The sequence below is a fragment of the Bergeyella cardium genome, assembly GCF_003614945.1.
Taxonomy (GTDB): Bacteria; Bacteroidota; Bacteroidia; order Flavobacteriales; family Weeksellaceae; genus Bergeyella_A; species Bergeyella_A cardium.
In genome coordinates this window covers 767,579-784,084 of sequence record NZ_QYCZ01000001.1, presented here as the reverse complement: position 1 = coordinate 784,084, position 16,506 = coordinate 767,579, and the positions used below count along the sequence as shown (strand labels likewise).

Here is a 16,506-nt window from a genome sequence, read left to right as displayed (position 1 = left end):
TAACTGCAATATTAGTCTTTTATATTTAAAATCCCTTCAACTTCTCCTCCAAGATTGTGATTTTTTCGAGGGTATCTTTTTGTTTTTTGCGTTCGTTTTCTACGATTTCGGGCTTTGCATTGGCTACGAATTTTTCATTGCTGAGTTTTTTCTCCACCGAAACCAAAAAGCCTTTCAGGTAAGCCAATTCTTCCTCGGTTTTCTTTTTTTCTTCGCCTAAATCTAAGTTTTCGCTCAGCGGAACAGAGATTTCCACCGCTCCCACTAGGAAAGTAAAGCTCGGCTTATCCGTTTTCTCGGAATAATGAATTTCAGAGATGTTTGCCAGTTTTCTGATTACATTTTCATTCGCAAAAGAGCTTTCGCTGGTGAATAATTCCACTTCTTCCCTTGGCGAAATTCCTTTGCTCTGGCGGTAATTTCTCACTCCAGAGATGATTTCTTTCGCTGTATCAAACGCAGAGATGATGTTTTCATCAAAGCTTTCTGCATTTTTCTGCTGGGCGATAACCAGCGCTTCTGATGTGTTTCGCTCCGCGATATGCTGATAAAGCTCCTCCGTAAGGAACGGCATAAATGGATGAAGAAGTCTCATCAGTTCCTCAAAGAACCTGATAGTTTGGTTATAAACCTCCTGAGAAATACTTTCCCCAAAATTGGGTTTCACCGCTTCCAAATACCACGAACAGAAGTCGTCCCAAATCAATTTGTAAAGCAAATGCAGCGCATCTGAAATTCGGAATTTCTCAAACTGGTCATTGATTTCGCTGATGGTTTTATTCATCTGATTTTCAAACCAAGCAATCGTCTGCTGCTCAGCATCGGAAGAGGGTTTATTCTCCTTACTCCAGCCTTGTGTAAGTCGGAAGGCATTCCAAATCTTGGTGGCAAAATTCCTCCCTTGAAGCATTAAGTCTTCATCAAAAAGGAGATCATTCCCCGCTGCAGAGCTCAACAAAATCCCTACACGAACGCTATCGGCACCGTATTTTTCTATCAATTCGAGAGGGTCTGGGGAGTTCCCGAGAGATTTAGACATTTTTCGTCTCTGCTTATCTCTTACAATTCCCGTAAAATACACATTCTTAAACGGAACTTCGCCTTTCCACTCCAGCCCCGCCATAATCATACGAGCCACCCAGAAGAAAATAATATCTGGTCCTGTAACCAAATCTGCCGTAGGGTAATAGTAGTTAATATCCTTATTTTCTGGGGCAAGAAGTCCATCAAATACAGACATCGGCCAAAGCCAAGAGGAGAACCAAGTATCGAGTGCATCCTCATCTTGTTTCAGATTTTCTGCGGTAAGTTGAGGATTATTCGCCCTTTCTCTCGCTAAAGCTAAGGCTTCTTCGCTATTTTCTGCCACTACGAAATCATTCTCACCATCACCGTAGTAGTACGCAGGGATTCTCTGTCCCCACCAGAGCTGGCGGGAGATATTCCAATCGCGAATGTTCTCCATCCAGTGTTTATAGGTGTTTTTAAACTTCTCTGGGTGGAATTTTATTTCATCATTCATCACAACATCAAGTGCTGGCTTGGCGATTTCTGACATTTTGAGGAACCACTGCTGAGAGATTTTTGGCTCGATAACGGCACCCGTTCGCTCTGAAGTTCCCACTTTATTTACATAATCCTCCGCTTTTAAGAGGAGGTCTTTTTCTTCCAATTCTTTTGAGATGAGCTTCCTTACCTCAAAGCGATTTTTCCCTGCATAATGAAGCCCGTGCTCATTGAGATTGGCATCATCATCCAAAGCATCAATCATCGGAAGGCTATGGCGGATACCGATTTCATAGTCATTGGTATCGTGGGCAGGCGTGATTTTGAGCGCTCCCGTACCAAACTCAATATCCACATAATCGTCCTCTATAATCGGAATCGCTCGATTAACGATAGGCACGATGACCTTTTTGCCCCTCAGGTGAGCATATCGCTCATCATTTGGATTAATACAAACCGCCACATCTCCAAAAATGGTCTCTGGACGGGTCGTTGCCACAGTGAGGAAGTCCTCCGAACCTTCTATTTTGTATTTCAGGTAGTAGAGTTTTCCGTTTTGTTCTTTGAATATAACCTCTTCATCAGAGATATTGGTTTTCGCCTCTGGATCCCAGTTCACCATCCTGTATCCTCTGTAGATAAGTCCCTTGTTATACAAATCCACAAAGGATTTTATCACCTGTTGGGAGAGTTTATCTTCGAGGGTAAAGCGAGTTCTGTCCCAGTCGCAGGAGCAACCGAGCTTTTTGAGTTGCTCGAGGATAGTTCCTCCGTATTGATTCGTCCAATCCCAAGCGTGCTTTAGGAATTCTTCGCGGGAAATATCAGATTTATTAATCCCCTCAGATTTGAGTTTAGCAACGACCTTAGCTTCGGTAGCAATGGAAGCGTGGTCGGTACCTGGTACCCAGCAGGCATTAAAGCCTTTCATCCTTGCCCTTCTTACGAGTACATCCTGTATCGTATTATTGAGCATATGCCCCATATGAAGAATCCCCGTAACATTCGGCGGGGGAATCACGATGGTGTAAGGCGGTCGGCTATCTGGCTCAGAGTGGAAGTATTTGTTTTCTAACCAGTAATTGTACCATTTCTGCTCTGTTTCCTGAGGATTATATTTATCTGAAATCATTGTATAATATGTTATTCTTAAATTAATATTTAATAGTCTGTCATCAATAAAGGAATAATAAATAAAGATTTATGAACAAACTTTAATTTTAAATAATATTCCCTAAATTTTATCACAAAATTGCTGAGCAAAAGTACAATATCTAGTGTTTTTAGGCAAATCTTTATAGGGAGATTACAAGTCTGATAAAGCGAGATAAACATCAAATTATAGCATAAAAAATCTGCTCCAATAGAATCTTCTTTCCATTGGAGCAGATGATTTAATCATTACGAATACTTAAAAGATAAAGATGAGTATTAAACCTCATCGGTGCTTTATTCTCTCCCCTGCTTTTCTCGGAGCTTTTCTCGCACTGAGAGAATGGACTTTCGGGCTTCGGGCTTGAGGAGGAGTTCAGCACTGATTAAAGCACGGGAAATCATCAGTTCATCCATATACTCAGTACCTTTCCAAGAGAGCTTTTTTATCTCACAAAGGGCTTTTGTACTTTTTTGAGCAAGTTTTTTCATAAACCGATGAAGATACTCATCCAACACCTGTACAGATGGGAAAATATGCTGATAAATATGATTTTGCACTGCCCAATGAGGCGTACGAAACTCGGCATCAAGGCTCATAGCAGTCATCTCCGATATACCTATCTTCCGCTCTACAACAGGCGAAATAACAAAAGGTCCTATGCCGATATTGAGCTCGGTAAGGGCAAGGGCAGCATCTTCGGTAGCGAGACAATAATCGGCAGCGCAGACTATGCCCACTCCCCCACCTGTTACCTTACCCTGCACCCTTACTACTATAGGTTTGGTACAGTTCTTCATCGCACTGAGAACTTTAGCAAAACCCGAAAAAAATCGCTTTGCAGAATCAAGGTTTTCTACAGCAAGAAGTTCATCAAAACTGGCACCCGCACAAAAGGCTTTTTCACCATAGGATTTCAGGAGGATTGCTTTTACCTCATCCTGCTCTCCTACCGATAGCAGTGTACTTGCAAGCTCTTCCATAATGTGAAGTGGTAGAGCGTTTGATTTGGGTGTTCCGAAAGTGATTTCGGCTATTCCGTCTTGTATATTTGAGGTTACAAATGCTGTGTCTATCATTAGTATTGTCTTATGTTAAGGGTTTCTGTGCAACTATCGCTACGGCGTCAAGGTGGTTATCATATTCTCTGAATACAGAACGCATATTGAGGACTCTTTTCCTTAAATCTGGAAATCTGAGAAGATTAAACAAAAATTTCATTGTGCGCCAAAAGCCTTCATCTTGAAGTACTCGCTTACCTTCTAAGAGGTGCATAGGGTTGTGGTCTATACTCACAATACTAAAGCCCTGCTCGGTAAGGAGCTCTACCCACTCGGCAGTAGTCATAGGTCTGGCGTGTACCCTGATATTAGAACTTAATCCCTTAAAAATCTCTTCTTTTACGCTTTCATCTACCTCATCTGGTCGTATACCGAGCTCGTGTATTCCATAATATCCACCAGGCTTCAAAAGGCGGAAGGCTTCTTTTATAATTGCCTTTTTATTCTCCAAAGTTTGCATCGTGAGCATTGCTTCACCATAGACCTTGGTAGCACAACCACTAAGCAAAGTAGTCTGTGATACATCGGAAATAATAACTTTAGCTTTGCTATACTTTATACTCTTTCGAGCGAGCTTTGCTGCTTCTTCATTAATATCTACCCCAGTATAAGAATTGGGCTGATGCGAACAGGTAATATTTGCTGTAAAGCCCAACCCAGGAGCAAACTCCACAACATCATCTGAAGGCTGAATATTCATTTTTCGGATAAGAGTCTCTGTGAGCTCCCTACCTCCAGGGCGAAGCACTTTCTTACCAAGCTTAGCAAGAATCCAGTGCCCCTGCTTTTCATTTAAAGTGCTTTCTCTATTCATAATTATTTTAATTTAGACAGCAAATGTAGATAATAATATCCACTCGCTAAACAAAAAAACTCCTTATATTTACCGCCCTAAACAACAAATACAGTAATGATAAAACCCATAGAAGGCTTTTCCAAGCTGGATAAACAAGGAAAAATAAACTGGCTCACAAGCGAATATCTCAATGGAAATACAGAATATGAGAAAATTCTGAAACAATACTGGAATGATGACGAGCCTCTGCAAAAACTACACGAAGAATTCTCCGAAAACACCATTTCTAACTTCTATATGCCCTACGGCATAGCTCCAAACTTCCTTATAGATGGAAAACTCCTCGCTCTACCAATGGTGGTGGAAGAAAGTTCCGTAGTAGCTGCAGCTGCAAAATCTGCAAAATTCTGGTTAGACAAAGGAGGGTTTAAAACGACTATTATCAATACAGAAAAGCTGGGGCATACCCACTTTATCCTTAATGCAGAACCTGTAAAAGTGCTTCATTTTTTCAATTTTAAACTGAAACAGAAACTCTTTGAAGCAACGGAAAACATTACCACAAATATGAGGAAGAGAGGTGGTGGCATTCTGGATATTCAGCTTATTGACAAGACTGCAGAGCTTAATAATTATTACCAGCTGAAAGCGAGCTTTGATACTAAGGACTCTATGGGTGCTAATTTTATCAACTCCTGCTTAGAGCAGTTCGGGAGGACATTAAAAGAGGAAGTCCTAAACGATGAAAACTTTAATGATGACGAGAAAAACTCATTGCAGGTAGTGATGAATATCCTCTCCAACTATACGCCCAACTGCATCGTGCGAGCAGAGGTTTCCTGTAAAATTGAAGACCTGAAAGACGACTCTGGAATCTCACCAGAAGAATTTGCATGGAAGTTTAAACAAGCGGTAACCATTGCCGAAATAGAACCCTACCGAGCAACAACTCACAATAAAGGAATTATGAATGGGGTAGATGCAGTAGTTATCGCAACGGGAAATGATTTCCGAGCAACGGAAGCCTGCGCCCATACCTATGCCTCCAAAGATGGAAAATACTCCTCCCTTACGCATTGCAGTACAGATGGTGGCATATTTAAATTCTGGATAGACCTACCAATTTCCATAGGAATAGTGGGCGGGCTGACCAATCTTCACCCTCTCGTAAAATTCTCCCTTGCACTCCTCGGCAAGCCCTCTGCACAAGAACTGATGAGCATACTTGCCGTTTCTGGACTTGCACAAAATTTTGCCGCACTAAGGTCATTAGTAACCACAGGAATACAAAAAGGACATATGAAAATGCACTTGCTCAATATCCTGAACCAGTTCAACGCTACCGAAGAAGAAAAAAAATACTTCATAGAATATTTTAAAGACAAAACCGTCTCCCACCACGAAGTAATAACCGAGCTTAATAGCAGAAGGAAGCAGTAGCACAGCGGGCGGTTACACCCACTGGCTACAGTGTCCTAATATATAAAGAAAAACGAGTCATAACTGTCTCGTTTTTTTTATTTCAAAAGAGAGTAATTCTTGTCCTTAACTAAGATCTCACTTGTAGGATCGATTTCAAGACTAAGAGAGGGCTAAAATAGTCCTCTCTTAGTATCTTTAGCTTACTTTATTTGCATAAAACCACTGGCTCGGTGCTAATAAATACGCTCCAGACCCGCTGATTAGTCAAAGGAAATTTCATCGCGGTAGCCGAACATTCGGCGCTCCTTAATCATATCGGCAACACCTGCAGGGAGCTGATTTTCCCAGCCTTTTTCCCTCATTGCAATCTTCTTCAGAATCTCTCGAGAATAGATTTCGGAGTAGGCGGTATTATGATTGGTAATATCGACAATCCGCTTGTTCTGGATGAAATATTTGTAGAGTTCTTTGAGATTGGCACCAACTTTCAGATTAGCGGAAGTGAGTACTTGATGGCTAACAGGGTCTTTGTAAGGGTAGAGATAGACGCAGACATCTTTCCTGAAGAGCTTTCCGAATGCCTCCAAAATACCACCAGAGAGATCCTCATAATAATCCTCATTGAAGACATCTAAAAGATTGTTTACCCCCATTGCAATACCAATTTTCTGATTGGTATAGCCGATGAGATAGTCGGTCAGGCGATAGTATTCGGAGTAATTAGAAATCATCACATTATAACCGAGCTTGCCGAGTACATCTACCCTATCAAGGAAGTCTCTCTCATCAATATCCCCTGCTGCACGGAGGTTTGCCGTAGTGATTTCAAAGAGGACTTCTACATCATCTTCGCTACATTTTACATCTTCCATAAACATCTCCAAACCATTGAGGAACATATCTATATTAACGAGGGTTACAGGACGGAAGCTCCCACGAACAGCAAAGATATTCTTCTTGTAAAGGAGGTCGGCAGAGAGTACATTGGTACCTTCAGGAGTGAAGATTACCGCTTCGGTCATACCCGACTTCACGAGCTGCAAAGACATCAATCTATTATCTACATATTTAAAGTCTGGTCCCGAAAAGTCTATCATATCAATCTCAATATTATCCTTTGGGATAGAATCATATAGAGAATCAATGAGCTTCCTTGGGTTATCATAATAATTGAATGCGCCGTAGATGAGATTAACGCCCAATTTGCCGAGTGTTTCCTGCTGGTAGGTAGCATCATTTTCCTTAAATCTGATATGGAGGACGATTTCGTTGTACTCCTTCTGAGTTTCTGACTGGAACCTGATGCCTACCCAACCGTGCCCTTTCAGTGTCTTAGTAAAATTGATGGTAGTAACCGTATTGGCATAGGCAAAGTACTTCCTGCTAGGCATTTTATCGCGAGAGATTCGCTCTTCTATAAGCCCCACCTCGTATCTGAGCATCTTTCTCAATCGGTTCTGGGTTACATATCTGTTTTTGGATTCTTTACCATAGATGGCATCGCTGAAATCTTTATCGTAGGCAGACATAGCCTTTGCAATGGTCTGCGAAGCCCCACCAGCCCTAAAAAAATGCCTTACAGTTTCCTGACCAGCACCTATTTCAGCAAAAGTCCCATAAATATTGGGATCAAGATTGATAATTAAAGCCTTCTGTTTAGCAGTTAAATTCTGTTTTTGCAACGACATTTTATATTTTTTGTAAATTTACCAAAAATATTTATTCTTCAAAGTATGAAGCTAAAATTTCTTGGCACTGGAACCTCACAAGGCGTTCCAGTGATTGGTTCCAAACACCCCGTTTGCCTCTCCAATAACCCAAAAGATAAACGATTACGAACTTCTGCTCTCATTACTACTGATACGGGAAATAAAATTTTAATTGATTGTGGTCCTGACTTTCGCCAGCAAATGCTCAATAATAATGAAGATAGCCTCAATGCCGTACTCATTACCCACGAACATAATGACCATATTATAGGGTTGGATGACCTCCGCCCACTCATCTTTAAAAATGCTTCGGATATGCCTATCTATTGCTCCGAAAGGGTTGCCGATGAGATACAAAAACGATTTCCTTATGCTTTCAGCGATGATAGATACCCTGGAGCTCCATCTTTTGAACTTAATATCATCAAAAAGTCTTTCAATGTATTAGATGCTGAGATTATTCCCATTAATATAATCCACGGAAAGCTCCCAATATTGGGCTATAAAATAAAGAACCTCGCCTATATAACCGATGCAAGTGCTATCCCCAAAGAAGAAAAAGAAAAACTTAAAAACCTTGATGTACTCATCATTAACTGCCTGAGGAAAGCGCCCAAACATCATTCTCACTTCACATTGCCAGAAGTAATTTCACTTGTGGAAGAGCTAAAACCCAAAACAGCTTATCTTACACATATTAGCCATACATTAGGCTTCTATGATGATGTAGAAAAAGAGCTCCCTGCTGCTATGCACCTTGCATACGACGGTTTAGAAATAAATTTTTAAGGTTTATAGTATCAATAAAGGCTTGTGTATTTTAAAAATAAATGTATCTTTGCGCTCACAATTCTGAAAAGTAGCCCAGATGGCGGAATTGGTAGACGCGTTGGTCTCAAACACCAATGCCGCAAGGCGTGCCGGTTCGATCCCGGCTCTGGGTACAAGTTGAAAAGCATAAAGTTCTCACTTTATGCTTTTTTTGTAACTAAAAAACTATAAAATTAGCATCATAAAGGCTATATTTTTTCTAATGGCATTGCACTATATAAGCTTTCTAAACAAAAAAGCCCATCAACTAAAGATAAAGTCTTTTCTGGGGAAGGCTAGATAGTTATTCACTGAAAAAGTATGTATCTTCGCGGGATGTAAGGATAAAGGTATCTCACCAGAATATGATGATGTAGAGAGTATGCTTTACTGGGAGCTGTATACAAACCAATAAATATAATTAGCGGTTAGTTAACAGATGCCAACTATCACACATGGAGTTTTAGACTTCGTTACACAGGAAGTTGGCAGGCTGAGACTCGAGCAATTAGGCGAAGAATTAGTATTTAACTTAAAACAATTTGAAAAATAAAAAAACTATGGAAAATATAATCAATTTCTTCTTAAGGTGTGTAAGTGCTGTTATTATACTCAGCATATTACTTCTGGCTATTGGAATTATGGCATATACCTGGAAAATATGGGCTGTAGGCGTAGGAGCGCCTATTCTATCTTTTCTTACCTATTCTATAATCTTCCAGCACAAATATGAAATGAATAAATTCCAGAAAATAATGCTAATTATCCTTTCTTATATGGAAATATTAGGTTTTATCAGTCTTATAGGTACAGTTTGTTGGGCTATATTTATTGGAAATATAGATATGAATATTATTTATATTATTTTAGGAATTACAATTGTGGGTTCTTCTGGGTTACTAAAAGTTGATTTAGATTGTAGAGGTTATGGTAGAAAAGATATAAAGAATAAAAAATAATACAAACTTATTTAACTAATTATAAAATATAAAAACAAAAGAAATAATGGATAAAATACAGAATCTACTAAATCAAGTATCTATCATTAGTAAGAAAAATGCAGAAATATTGGAGGCAGTAGGTGGTAGATTTAATATATTTCGTATTTGTGGTGTGAATCATTATGAAAATACACATTCAGCAATTATCGCAGAATTTTTAAACCCTAATGGGACGCATGGATTAAAATCACAATTTCTTGAATGTTTTATAGATATATTAGAGAATGATTTTTTAGTAAAAGATTTCAGCTATGAAAATGCAAAAGTATATACAGAATACTCAACCCCAAAAGGACGAATAGATATTCTTATAGAGGACGAACAAAGACAAAAGGCTATTATTATCGAGAATAAAATATACGCAGATGATCAATGGGAGCAACTAAAAAGATATAACGAATACGCTGAAAGTAAATATCAAAAAGGAAAATATCAGATATTATACTTGACTCTTGGGGGATGTAAAGCCTCTGAACAAAGTGGAGGAGAAGTTCTTTATTCAACAATCTCATATAAAGAAACCATAATAAATTGGCTTGAAAAATGCGTTGCAATTGCTTCTCGCTTTCCCATTGTACGAGAAACCATCATTCAATACATAAATCACCTAAAAGAACTAACAAATCAAGATATGAATAATAAAAACAAAGAGGAAATAACAGAAATCTTATCAGAAATAGAAAATCTGAAAGCTGCAAAAACAATTTATAATAACTATTTAGCAACTTATGATACTATCATAAATAAGTATTTTAATCCCAAAATGGAAGAGTTTGCAAAGCAAAATGGGTTAGAATATCATTATGAGACAAGTGAAGAGGCTTATGTAGGTTTTTATTTAAGAAATCCTCTTTGGCCAGAAGAATGCTGGATAGGGTTCTCTTTTGAAAAAGGTTATTATTACTATGGATTAAGCAATGATCCAGACATTTATAATCTTTCTCCTGAAAAAAGAAATAATCTTCATAAGCAATTAGCGGATTTGGGTATTTCTTCTTGTAAAGAAAATAAATGGTGGCCATTCTATGAATACATATCAAACCTAACTGTTGATGTTTGGGAAAGGGATATTATTAATAGTGATAATTTTCTGAATGATTGTAAGGATAAAATAAAAATGATATTAGAAGCAATGAAAAAAATAGAGCTGTAGAGACGCTGGCTTTATCCTAAGAATAAAATACACACAAAATAAAAAAGCCCACCAAGGTGAGCTTTTGTTAAAAGTGAACGCGGAAGGAGTCGAACCCTCAACCTTCAGAGCCGTAATCTGACGCTCTATCCAATTGAGCTACGCGTCCTGAACTTTCGGTTTGCAAATATATAATAAAATTCCTTCCTTTGAAAGATGAATGCAAATTTTTTTTTCATCATTAGCCTTCTCATCGTCTTAAGCTGTAAGAATGAGAGTAAAAAAATATCAGATTCAGACTGGGTAAGAGTTTCAGAAAGGATTTCCTACTCGGAAAATAAAGATTTCTTTGAGTTTAAATCTGGAAAATTCAAATATAAAATCCCACAATCCAAACTTCCTTTCAAAAAGATAATGCTCCTTAATGCCAGCCTTACAGGGTATATCTTAGAGATTAAGGCAGAGGACAAAATCAATGGAATTGCAAGCCCAGAATATGTATTCTCCGAAAAAATAAGAGCACTCATCACTCAAAAGAAAATCCAAAATATAGGAAATGACCAGAAGTACAACATAGAGAAAATCCTCTCCTATAAACCAGATGCCATTTTTACCAACTATATCGAAAGCTTTGAAAACACCTACAACATCCTTAGAAAAAACGATATACAAGTTATCTTTATAGATGAATACCTTGAACAAAAACCATTAGACAAAGCCAATATCATCAATCTTTTTGGGCAATTGCTGGGCAAGGAAAAAGAAGCAAGCCTCCGTTTTGAAGAGATAAAAAAGGAATACGAAAAGCTCTCCAAGCTCGCACAGGAGCAAAAGGAAAAACCCAAAGTTCTCGTCAATGAAATGTACGGAAATCAATGGTTTTTAGCAGGGGGAAAAACCTTTACTGCCAATTATCTGAAAGACGCTGGCGCAAACTACATCCTTAAAGAAAACGAACAAGACACCAGCGTACCAATGAGCTTTGAGGAGGTTTTCATAAGAGCAAAAGACGCTGAATACTGGGTGAATGTAGGCAATCATAAGCATAAAAGCGAACTTATAAGCATTAATCCCAACTATGAAAAGCTCAGTGTTTATCAAAAAGGGGAAATCTATTCCCTATCCGGAGCAATGAATGGCGCTGCCAATGATGCCTTTGAAAGCGGTGCTATACGAGTAGATTTAATGCTCAAAGATTATATCAAAATATTCCATCCTCACCTTCTTCCACACCACAAGCTCATCTACCTAAAACCCGTTAGTACGGGATACAATTAGCGGTTACTTAGGCTAAATCTTTTAGAGACGAGCATCAGTATCACTCCAATCAGTATAAACGGAATGGATAATACCTGACCGGTATTTAGCGTTCCAAGAGTGATAAATTCATCACCTTGTGGTTCTTTTAGGAATTCTACGAAGAAGCGGATAGACCACAGCACGATAAAGAAAAACCCAAACAACCAACCTTGCTGATACTTCTTATCGGTATGATTATAAAGCCACCAGAGAATGGCAAAAAGAGTGATATATCCCACCGCTTCGAAGAGCTGAGAAGGGTATCTCGGTACGGTAGCTCCGTATTCTTCACTCATCTGCGGGAAGAGCACGGCAAAAGGAGAGTCTTCGCTGGCAATTTTCCCGATGATTTCAGAGTTTATAAAGTTCCCAATCCTCACAAAAGTCCCCCCAAGGGCTACCACAATCCCAAGCCTGTCATACACCCAAAGCGGATTTTTCTTAATAACCTTGAATGAATAATAAAGCGTAGTCAGGATGAGCGCAATCGTAGCTCCGTGGCTCGCTAATCCCGAAAATCCTGTAAATTCAAACTTCGGTTGGGTGCGTATAGGGAGGAATACTGCCCAAAAATCTTTCTTTACCAGCTCGGGTTCGTAAAAGTAAACATGCCCCAAACGAGCACCAAGTATCGTACCTACAATGGTTAATATAAACAGTGGCTCCAGATATTTAGCATCCACATTATCTATCTTAAACATTTTCTCCATTACCTTAAAACCAAGACCAAAGGCAAGAACGAACATCAAACTATAAAAATGAAGCATAAAACCGCCCAGCTGAATGCCTTTCACGGGGTTCCAAACAAAGAATGGAGTGTGAAGCACTACCTTTCCTCCTACGATTTCATCTTCTTTCTGCAATGGTTTGTAGAGGTATTTGTATCGATTGAGGTCATCGGTAGGGAGGAATTTCTTGTCCAGCGCCTGATAGCCCAATGAAGAGAATTTCGGATAGAGCATAGACGCATATTTATTCATATCTTCATTGAGAAAAATAAGGGTGCTCGCCTTTACATCCTTCTCACTGAACTCATCGAGTGTAGCGGGATTGGTCGTAGCAAATATCTTCACTGGAACATCTTTCCCATTGATGTTTAGCGTACCATTAGATAATCCATCGGGGTAATTTTCTGCCTTGATTCCTTGATTTATGAATGCAAAAAGGAGAATCAATATCTTTACTAAGTCTTTCATCTTGTTTAATTATAGAGAGGGTTGGGTTTAAAATTTTCTTTCAATAACATAGTCCAGCATCAGGAGGAGGGACTTCTTCGCATCGGAGTCTGGGAACTCATCGAGGATATTTTTCGCTTTCTGCTGGAAGTCTTTCATCACTCCGATGGCATAATCCAGCCCCCCAGATTTCTTTACAAAATCTATCAGTGCTTTCACTCGATTTTTATCGTTGTTATACCTTTTAATGGTGTTAAAATAGTACTTCCTGTCGCTCTCGCTGGCGTTTTTTAATGTATGGATGAGCGGCAGCGTCATCTTCTGTTCCTTAATATCTATCCCCACAGGCTTCCCAATGATATTTGAGCTCAAATAATCAAAAAGGTCATCCTTTATCTGAAAAGCCATACCTGTGTAAGTACCAAAATCCTGCATTTTCTTTGCTAAAACCTCATCGGCGCCGTTAGAAAGCACGCCTATTTCGCAGCAAGCGGCAATCAGAGTAGCGGTTTTCTGGCGAATGATTTCATAATAAACCTCTTCGGTAATGTCTAATTTCCTCGCTTTTTCTAACTGAAGAAGCTCTCCTTCGGACATTTCCCTGATGGTTCTAGAAATTACCGAAAGCAGGTCATAATCCTTATGGTCAGTAGAGAGAAGTACCGATTTGGAGAGCAGATAATCCCCTACCAGCACAGCGATTTTATTCTTCCAAAGGGCATTTATGGAGAAGAAGTTTCTCCTTTTAAAGCTCTCATCCACCACATCATCGTGTACAAGGGTAGCGGTGTGTATCAGCTCTATCATAGAGGCGCCGCGGTAGGTTTTGCTATTCACTTCTCCCAAGAGTTTTGCACAGAGGAAGATAAACATCGGGCGCATTTGCTTGCCCTTGGTGGTTACGATAAAGCGGGTTACTTTATCCAGCAGAGGTACGCTGCTCTTCATAGATTCATAGAACTTCTCCTCGAAGAGTTTCATTTCTATGGTTATCGGTCGCTTTATTTCTTCTATAATATTAGACACAAGTTTTAGATTTTGATGAATGGGGAATAAAACCCCACAAATATAATGTATTTATGAAAATCTGCTAATGGGATACTCGGGCTATACCGTCATAGAAAATATTCGGGTTTCGGGCTGGTTGCGCAACATTCTCAGGTCAAAAGCCATTGCTACATTTCGGGTAAATGCTCTGCCTTTTTCGGTTATTCTGATGCGGTTTCGGCTCAGCTCTACCAGCCCATCGCTCTGCATTTCTTGCAATCTTTCCATCGCATTGTCGAGCTCGGGGAGGTGGCTATCCTCATCCCAAGAGGTTTCTAATGTACACATCAGGTTCAGGATATGCTTCCGTATGATAAGGTCTTCTTCGGTGAGGATATGCCCTCGGAATACGGGGATGATCCCCTCCCCTACCTGCTCTTGATAGCTTTCTACCGATTTATCATTCTGAGCAAAAGCATACCACGAGTCTGATATTGCACTCATCCCCAAACCGATCATCAGCTGGGTTCTGCTCGATGAATAGCCCATAAAATTACGGTGTATCTTCCCCGTGAGCATTGATTGATAGAGGTCATCGCTCTCCAAAGAGAAGTGATCCATCCCCACTTCCTTATAGCCAAGCTGCTCGAGGAGTTTCTTCCCATTTTCGTAGAGTTTCCGTTTCTCTTCGCCGCTCGGTAGGTCATTTTCATCAAAGCCCCTCTGCCCTACTCCCTTTATCCAAGGTACATGGGCATACGAGTAGAATGCCAGCCTATCGGGTTTCAGCGCCATTGTTTGCCTTATCGTATCGTTCATAGACTCCCAAGTCTGGAAAGGCAGCCCAAAGACCAAATCGTGGGAAATACTCAGGTAGCCCACCTCCCGAGCCCATTCGGTAACCTTCTGAACATTAGCAAAGGGCTGTATCCTGTTGATGGCTTTCTGAACCTTCAAATCATAGTCCTGCACCCCGAAGCTGCACCGCCTAAATCCCAAATCATAGAGCGTTTGCAGGTGTTCTTTGGTGGTATTATTCGGGTGGCCTTCAAAGCTGAACTCTGGATTTCCGGCGATTTCCGACTGCTCAAAAATCCCCTCCAGTAATCTCCTCAGGTTTTCTGGCGAGAAGAAAGTCGGCGTCCCCCCTCCAAGGTGAAGCTCCTTGATTTTAGGTTTTTTGGTGAATAATTCAAGGTAAAGCGCCCATTCTCTAAGCACAGTGTCTATGTAGGGCTCCTCCACCGAATGCCTTTTCGTAATCCGTTTGTGGCAGGCGCAGAAAGTGCAGAGAACCTCGCAAAAAGGGAGGTGTATATAGAGGGAAATCCCCTCCGAGTCATTAGTTTCATTAAAGGAATGAACCACAGATTCCTTCCATTTCTCTGGCGAGAAGCCCCCCTCGTCCCAAAACGGAACCGTAGGATAAGAAGTATATCTGGGTCCAGGTATATTATACTTATCTATTAGCGAATTCATCCGGCAAAAGTACTAAAATTAAAACCTCCCACAGCGTAAGGCTGCTACTATAAAATAAAAATCTCATTACTTTTAATACTATGGAGGTTTTAAAAAAAATCTAAAACTCTGACTACTTTTAAATTTGATTGGAAAGTAATTTTCAAATTATCCACTATACTACGGCTGCTGCGAAGAAAAATCCCTCTCTGTCATTTCTACCTCTTGTAGCAGGGCTCCGTTCTCGTCTCGGTACTGGTATTTGAGGGTGGAGATATCGTAGGGCTTCATATCGGTGAGGATTTTTTTCAGTGCTGAGTTTTTAGACATATCTTCTTTTATGATGCTCTTTGCTTCGGGTCTTTTTACGGCTTGTTTTATCGAGTGGGGAACTATCGCGGTATAGATTAGGTCGTTCTGCACACCTACGGAAATCTGGGTAATCTTCACTCCTGAGGCGGAATCTACAATCGGGAGGTTGTTATTAAAGACTTCGAGCATCTGCTTCACCTCATTGTGTTTCTGGGTGGTTGGGTTGGTTCTCTCGTTTTGGATATTGGCTTTATTTATGAGTTCAGAGATAATGACTTTACCAGAATCATCTTTCACTTCAACCTTGAAATTAATGCCATCGTTTAGCATTTTGATATTTTGTTTATCAGACCAGATGATTTTCCCTACAAGGCTAAGGAGTGATTCTCTCATCACATCAGAATTGGCTTTATCGGCATTGATTTTAGATTGGAAGCGCATCAAAATCTCATTCTCGCCCACCCTCTTCACTTCTTGCAGGCTGAGTGTAGGGTCATTGAGCTTCTTTGCAGTAGCATTCATTATACTGATTGTAATATCTACCTCTGATTTCTTATCACTCTGACAGGAAATAAAAAGCAAGCCAGATAAAAACAAGAATACTAAAAAATTTCCTCTAAAAATTATCATTTCTTAATCATTAATGGGCAAATATACAGAGAGAAAATAAAAAATTCGCAACTTT

General features: G+C 39.8%; 13 protein-coding genes and 2 tRNA genes. 6 read left to right on the top strand and 9 right to left on the bottom strand.

The genetic code is table 11. From position 1 onward, the window contains the following. Positions 1–25: 25 nt before the first annotated feature. The 3 genes from D8991_RS03545 to D8991_RS03535 all read right to left on the bottom strand — a co-directional run bounded on the left by D8991_RS03545 (position 26) and on the right by D8991_RS03535 (position 4,534). Positions 26–2,638 (bottom strand): valine--tRNA ligase, encoded by a 2,613-nt coding sequence (locus tag D8991_RS03545; protein WP_120488808.1) that lies wholly within the window; start codon positions 2,636–2,638, stop codon positions 26–28. Positions 2,639–2,955: 317 nt separating this feature from the next. After that, positions 2,956–3,738 (bottom strand): enoyl-CoA hydratase/isomerase family protein, encoded by a 783-nt coding sequence (locus tag D8991_RS03540; protein ID WP_120488807.1) that lies wholly within the window; start codon positions 3,736–3,738, stop codon positions 2,956–2,958. A gap of 10 nt (positions 3,739–3,748) precedes the next feature. Next, positions 3,749–4,534, bottom strand: a complete 786-nt coding sequence (locus tag D8991_RS03535) for a class I SAM-dependent methyltransferase (protein ID WP_120488806.1) — start codon at positions 4,532–4,534, stop codon at positions 3,749–3,751. Positions 4,535–4,630: 96 nt separating this feature from the next. On the opposite strand from D8991_RS03535, the gene D8991_RS03530 reads away from it, so the two are divergent. After that, positions 4,631–5,956 (top strand): hydroxymethylglutaryl-CoA reductase, encoded by a 1,326-nt coding sequence (locus tag D8991_RS03530; RefSeq protein WP_120488805.1) that lies wholly within the window; start codon positions 4,631–4,633, stop codon positions 5,954–5,956. A gap of 242 nt (positions 5,957–6,198) precedes the next feature. On the opposite strand, the gene D8991_RS03525 is transcribed toward D8991_RS03530, so the two are convergent. Next, positions 6,199–7,626: a TonB-dependent receptor gene (locus tag D8991_RS03525; RefSeq protein ID WP_120488804.1), complete on the bottom strand. Its 1,428-nt coding sequence runs from the start codon at positions 7,624–7,626 to the stop codon at positions 6,199–6,201. Positions 7,627–7,671: 45 nt separating this feature from the next. On the opposite strand from D8991_RS03525, the gene D8991_RS03520 reads away from it, so the two are divergent. The 4 genes from D8991_RS03520 (at position 7,672) to D8991_RS03505 (ending at position 10,611) form a co-directional block, all read left to right on the top strand. Next, positions 7,672–8,436: an MBL fold metallo-hydrolase gene (locus D8991_RS03520; RefSeq protein ID WP_120488803.1), complete on the top strand. Its 765-nt coding sequence runs from the start codon at positions 7,672–7,674 to the stop codon at positions 8,434–8,436. A gap of 73 nt (positions 8,437–8,509) precedes the next feature. Then, a tRNA-Leu gene (locus D8991_RS03515) sits at positions 8,510–8,591 on the top strand. Positions 8,592–9,017: 426 nt separating this feature from the next. Beyond that, positions 9,018–9,416: a hypothetical protein gene (locus tag D8991_RS03510; protein ID WP_160223649.1), complete on the top strand. Its 399-nt coding sequence runs from the start codon at positions 9,018–9,020 to the stop codon at positions 9,414–9,416. Positions 9,417–9,462: 46 nt separating this feature from the next. Next, positions 9,463–10,611 (top strand): PDDEXK-like family protein, encoded by a 1,149-nt coding sequence (locus tag D8991_RS03505; RefSeq protein WP_120488801.1) that lies wholly within the window; start codon positions 9,463–9,465, stop codon positions 10,609–10,611. 74 nt (positions 10,612–10,685) lie between these two features. Here the strand turns inward: D8991_RS03505 and D8991_RS03500 are convergent. Next, a tRNA-Arg gene (locus D8991_RS03500) sits at positions 10,686–10,759 on the bottom strand. Positions 10,760–10,806: 47 nt separating this feature from the next. Here D8991_RS03500 and D8991_RS03495 point away from each other — a divergent pair. Beyond that, positions 10,807–11,868: an ABC transporter substrate-binding protein gene (locus D8991_RS03495; RefSeq protein WP_120488800.1), complete on the top strand. Its 1,062-nt coding sequence runs from the start codon at positions 10,807–10,809 to the stop codon at positions 11,866–11,868. Here the strand turns inward: D8991_RS03495 and lgt are convergent. The 4 genes from lgt to D8991_RS03475 form a co-directional block, all read right to left on the bottom strand. Next, complete coding sequence (lgt, locus tag D8991_RS08990) at positions 11,865–12,716, bottom strand: prolipoprotein diacylglyceryl transferase (protein WP_260392852.1); 852 nt, start codon at positions 12,714–12,716, stop codon at positions 11,865–11,867. The two genes, D8991_RS03495 and lgt, sit on opposite strands and share 4 nt — an antisense overlap. Before the next feature lie 396 nt (positions 12,717–13,112). After that, on the bottom strand, positions 13,113–14,090 hold the full coding sequence (locus tag D8991_RS03485) for a polyprenyl synthetase family protein (RefSeq protein ID WP_120488798.1): 978 nt from the start codon (positions 14,088–14,090) through the stop codon (positions 13,113–13,115). Positions 14,091–14,171: 81 nt separating this feature from the next. Continuing rightward, positions 14,172–15,530, bottom strand: a complete 1,359-nt coding sequence (hemN, locus tag D8991_RS03480) for an oxygen-independent coproporphyrinogen III oxidase (protein ID WP_120488797.1) — start codon at positions 15,528–15,530, stop codon at positions 14,172–14,174. Positions 15,531–15,689: 159 nt separating this feature from the next. Next, positions 15,690–16,451, bottom strand: a complete 762-nt coding sequence (locus D8991_RS03475; protein ID WP_120488796.1) for a hypothetical protein — start codon at positions 16,449–16,451, stop codon at positions 15,690–15,692. Positions 16,452–16,506: the final 55 nt, after the last annotated feature.

Excerpts from the sequence above, each read along its gene's own strand:
- hemN (WP_120488797.1), bottom strand. The coding sequence starts at position 15,530 with ATGAATTCGCTAATAGATAAGTATAATATACCTGGACCCAGATATACT.
- D8991_RS03540 (WP_120488807.1), bottom strand. The coding sequence starts at position 3,738 with ATGATAGACACAGCATTTGTAACCTCAAATATACAAGACGGAATAGCC.
- D8991_RS03495 (WP_120488800.1), top strand. The coding sequence starts at position 10,807 with ATGAATGCAAATTTTTTTTTCATCATTAGCCTTCTCATCGTCTTAAGC.
- D8991_RS03525 (WP_120488804.1), bottom strand. The coding sequence starts at position 7,626 with ATGTCGTTGCAAAAACAGAATTTAACTGCTAAACAGAAGGCTTTAATT.
- D8991_RS03510 (WP_160223649.1), top strand. The coding sequence starts at position 9,018 with ATGGAAAATATAATCAATTTCTTCTTAAGGTGTGTAAGTGCTGTTATT.
- D8991_RS03475 (WP_120488796.1), bottom strand. The coding sequence starts at position 16,451 with ATGATAATTTTTAGAGGAAATTTTTTAGTATTCTTGTTTTTATCTGGC.
- D8991_RS03505 (WP_120488801.1), top strand. The coding sequence starts at position 9,463 with ATGGATAAAATACAGAATCTACTAAATCAAGTATCTATCATTAGTAAG.
- D8991_RS03520 (WP_120488803.1), top strand. The coding sequence starts at position 7,672 with ATGAAGCTAAAATTTCTTGGCACTGGAACCTCACAAGGCGTTCCAGTG.
- D8991_RS03545 (WP_120488808.1), bottom strand. The coding sequence starts at position 2,638 with ATGATTTCAGATAAATATAATCCTCAGGAAACAGAGCAGAAATGGTAC.
- D8991_RS03535 (WP_120488806.1), bottom strand. The coding sequence starts at position 4,534 with ATGAATAGAGAAAGCACTTTAAATGAAAAGCAGGGGCACTGGATTCTT.
- D8991_RS03530 (WP_120488805.1), top strand. The coding sequence starts at position 4,631 with ATGATAAAACCCATAGAAGGCTTTTCCAAGCTGGATAAACAAGGAAAA.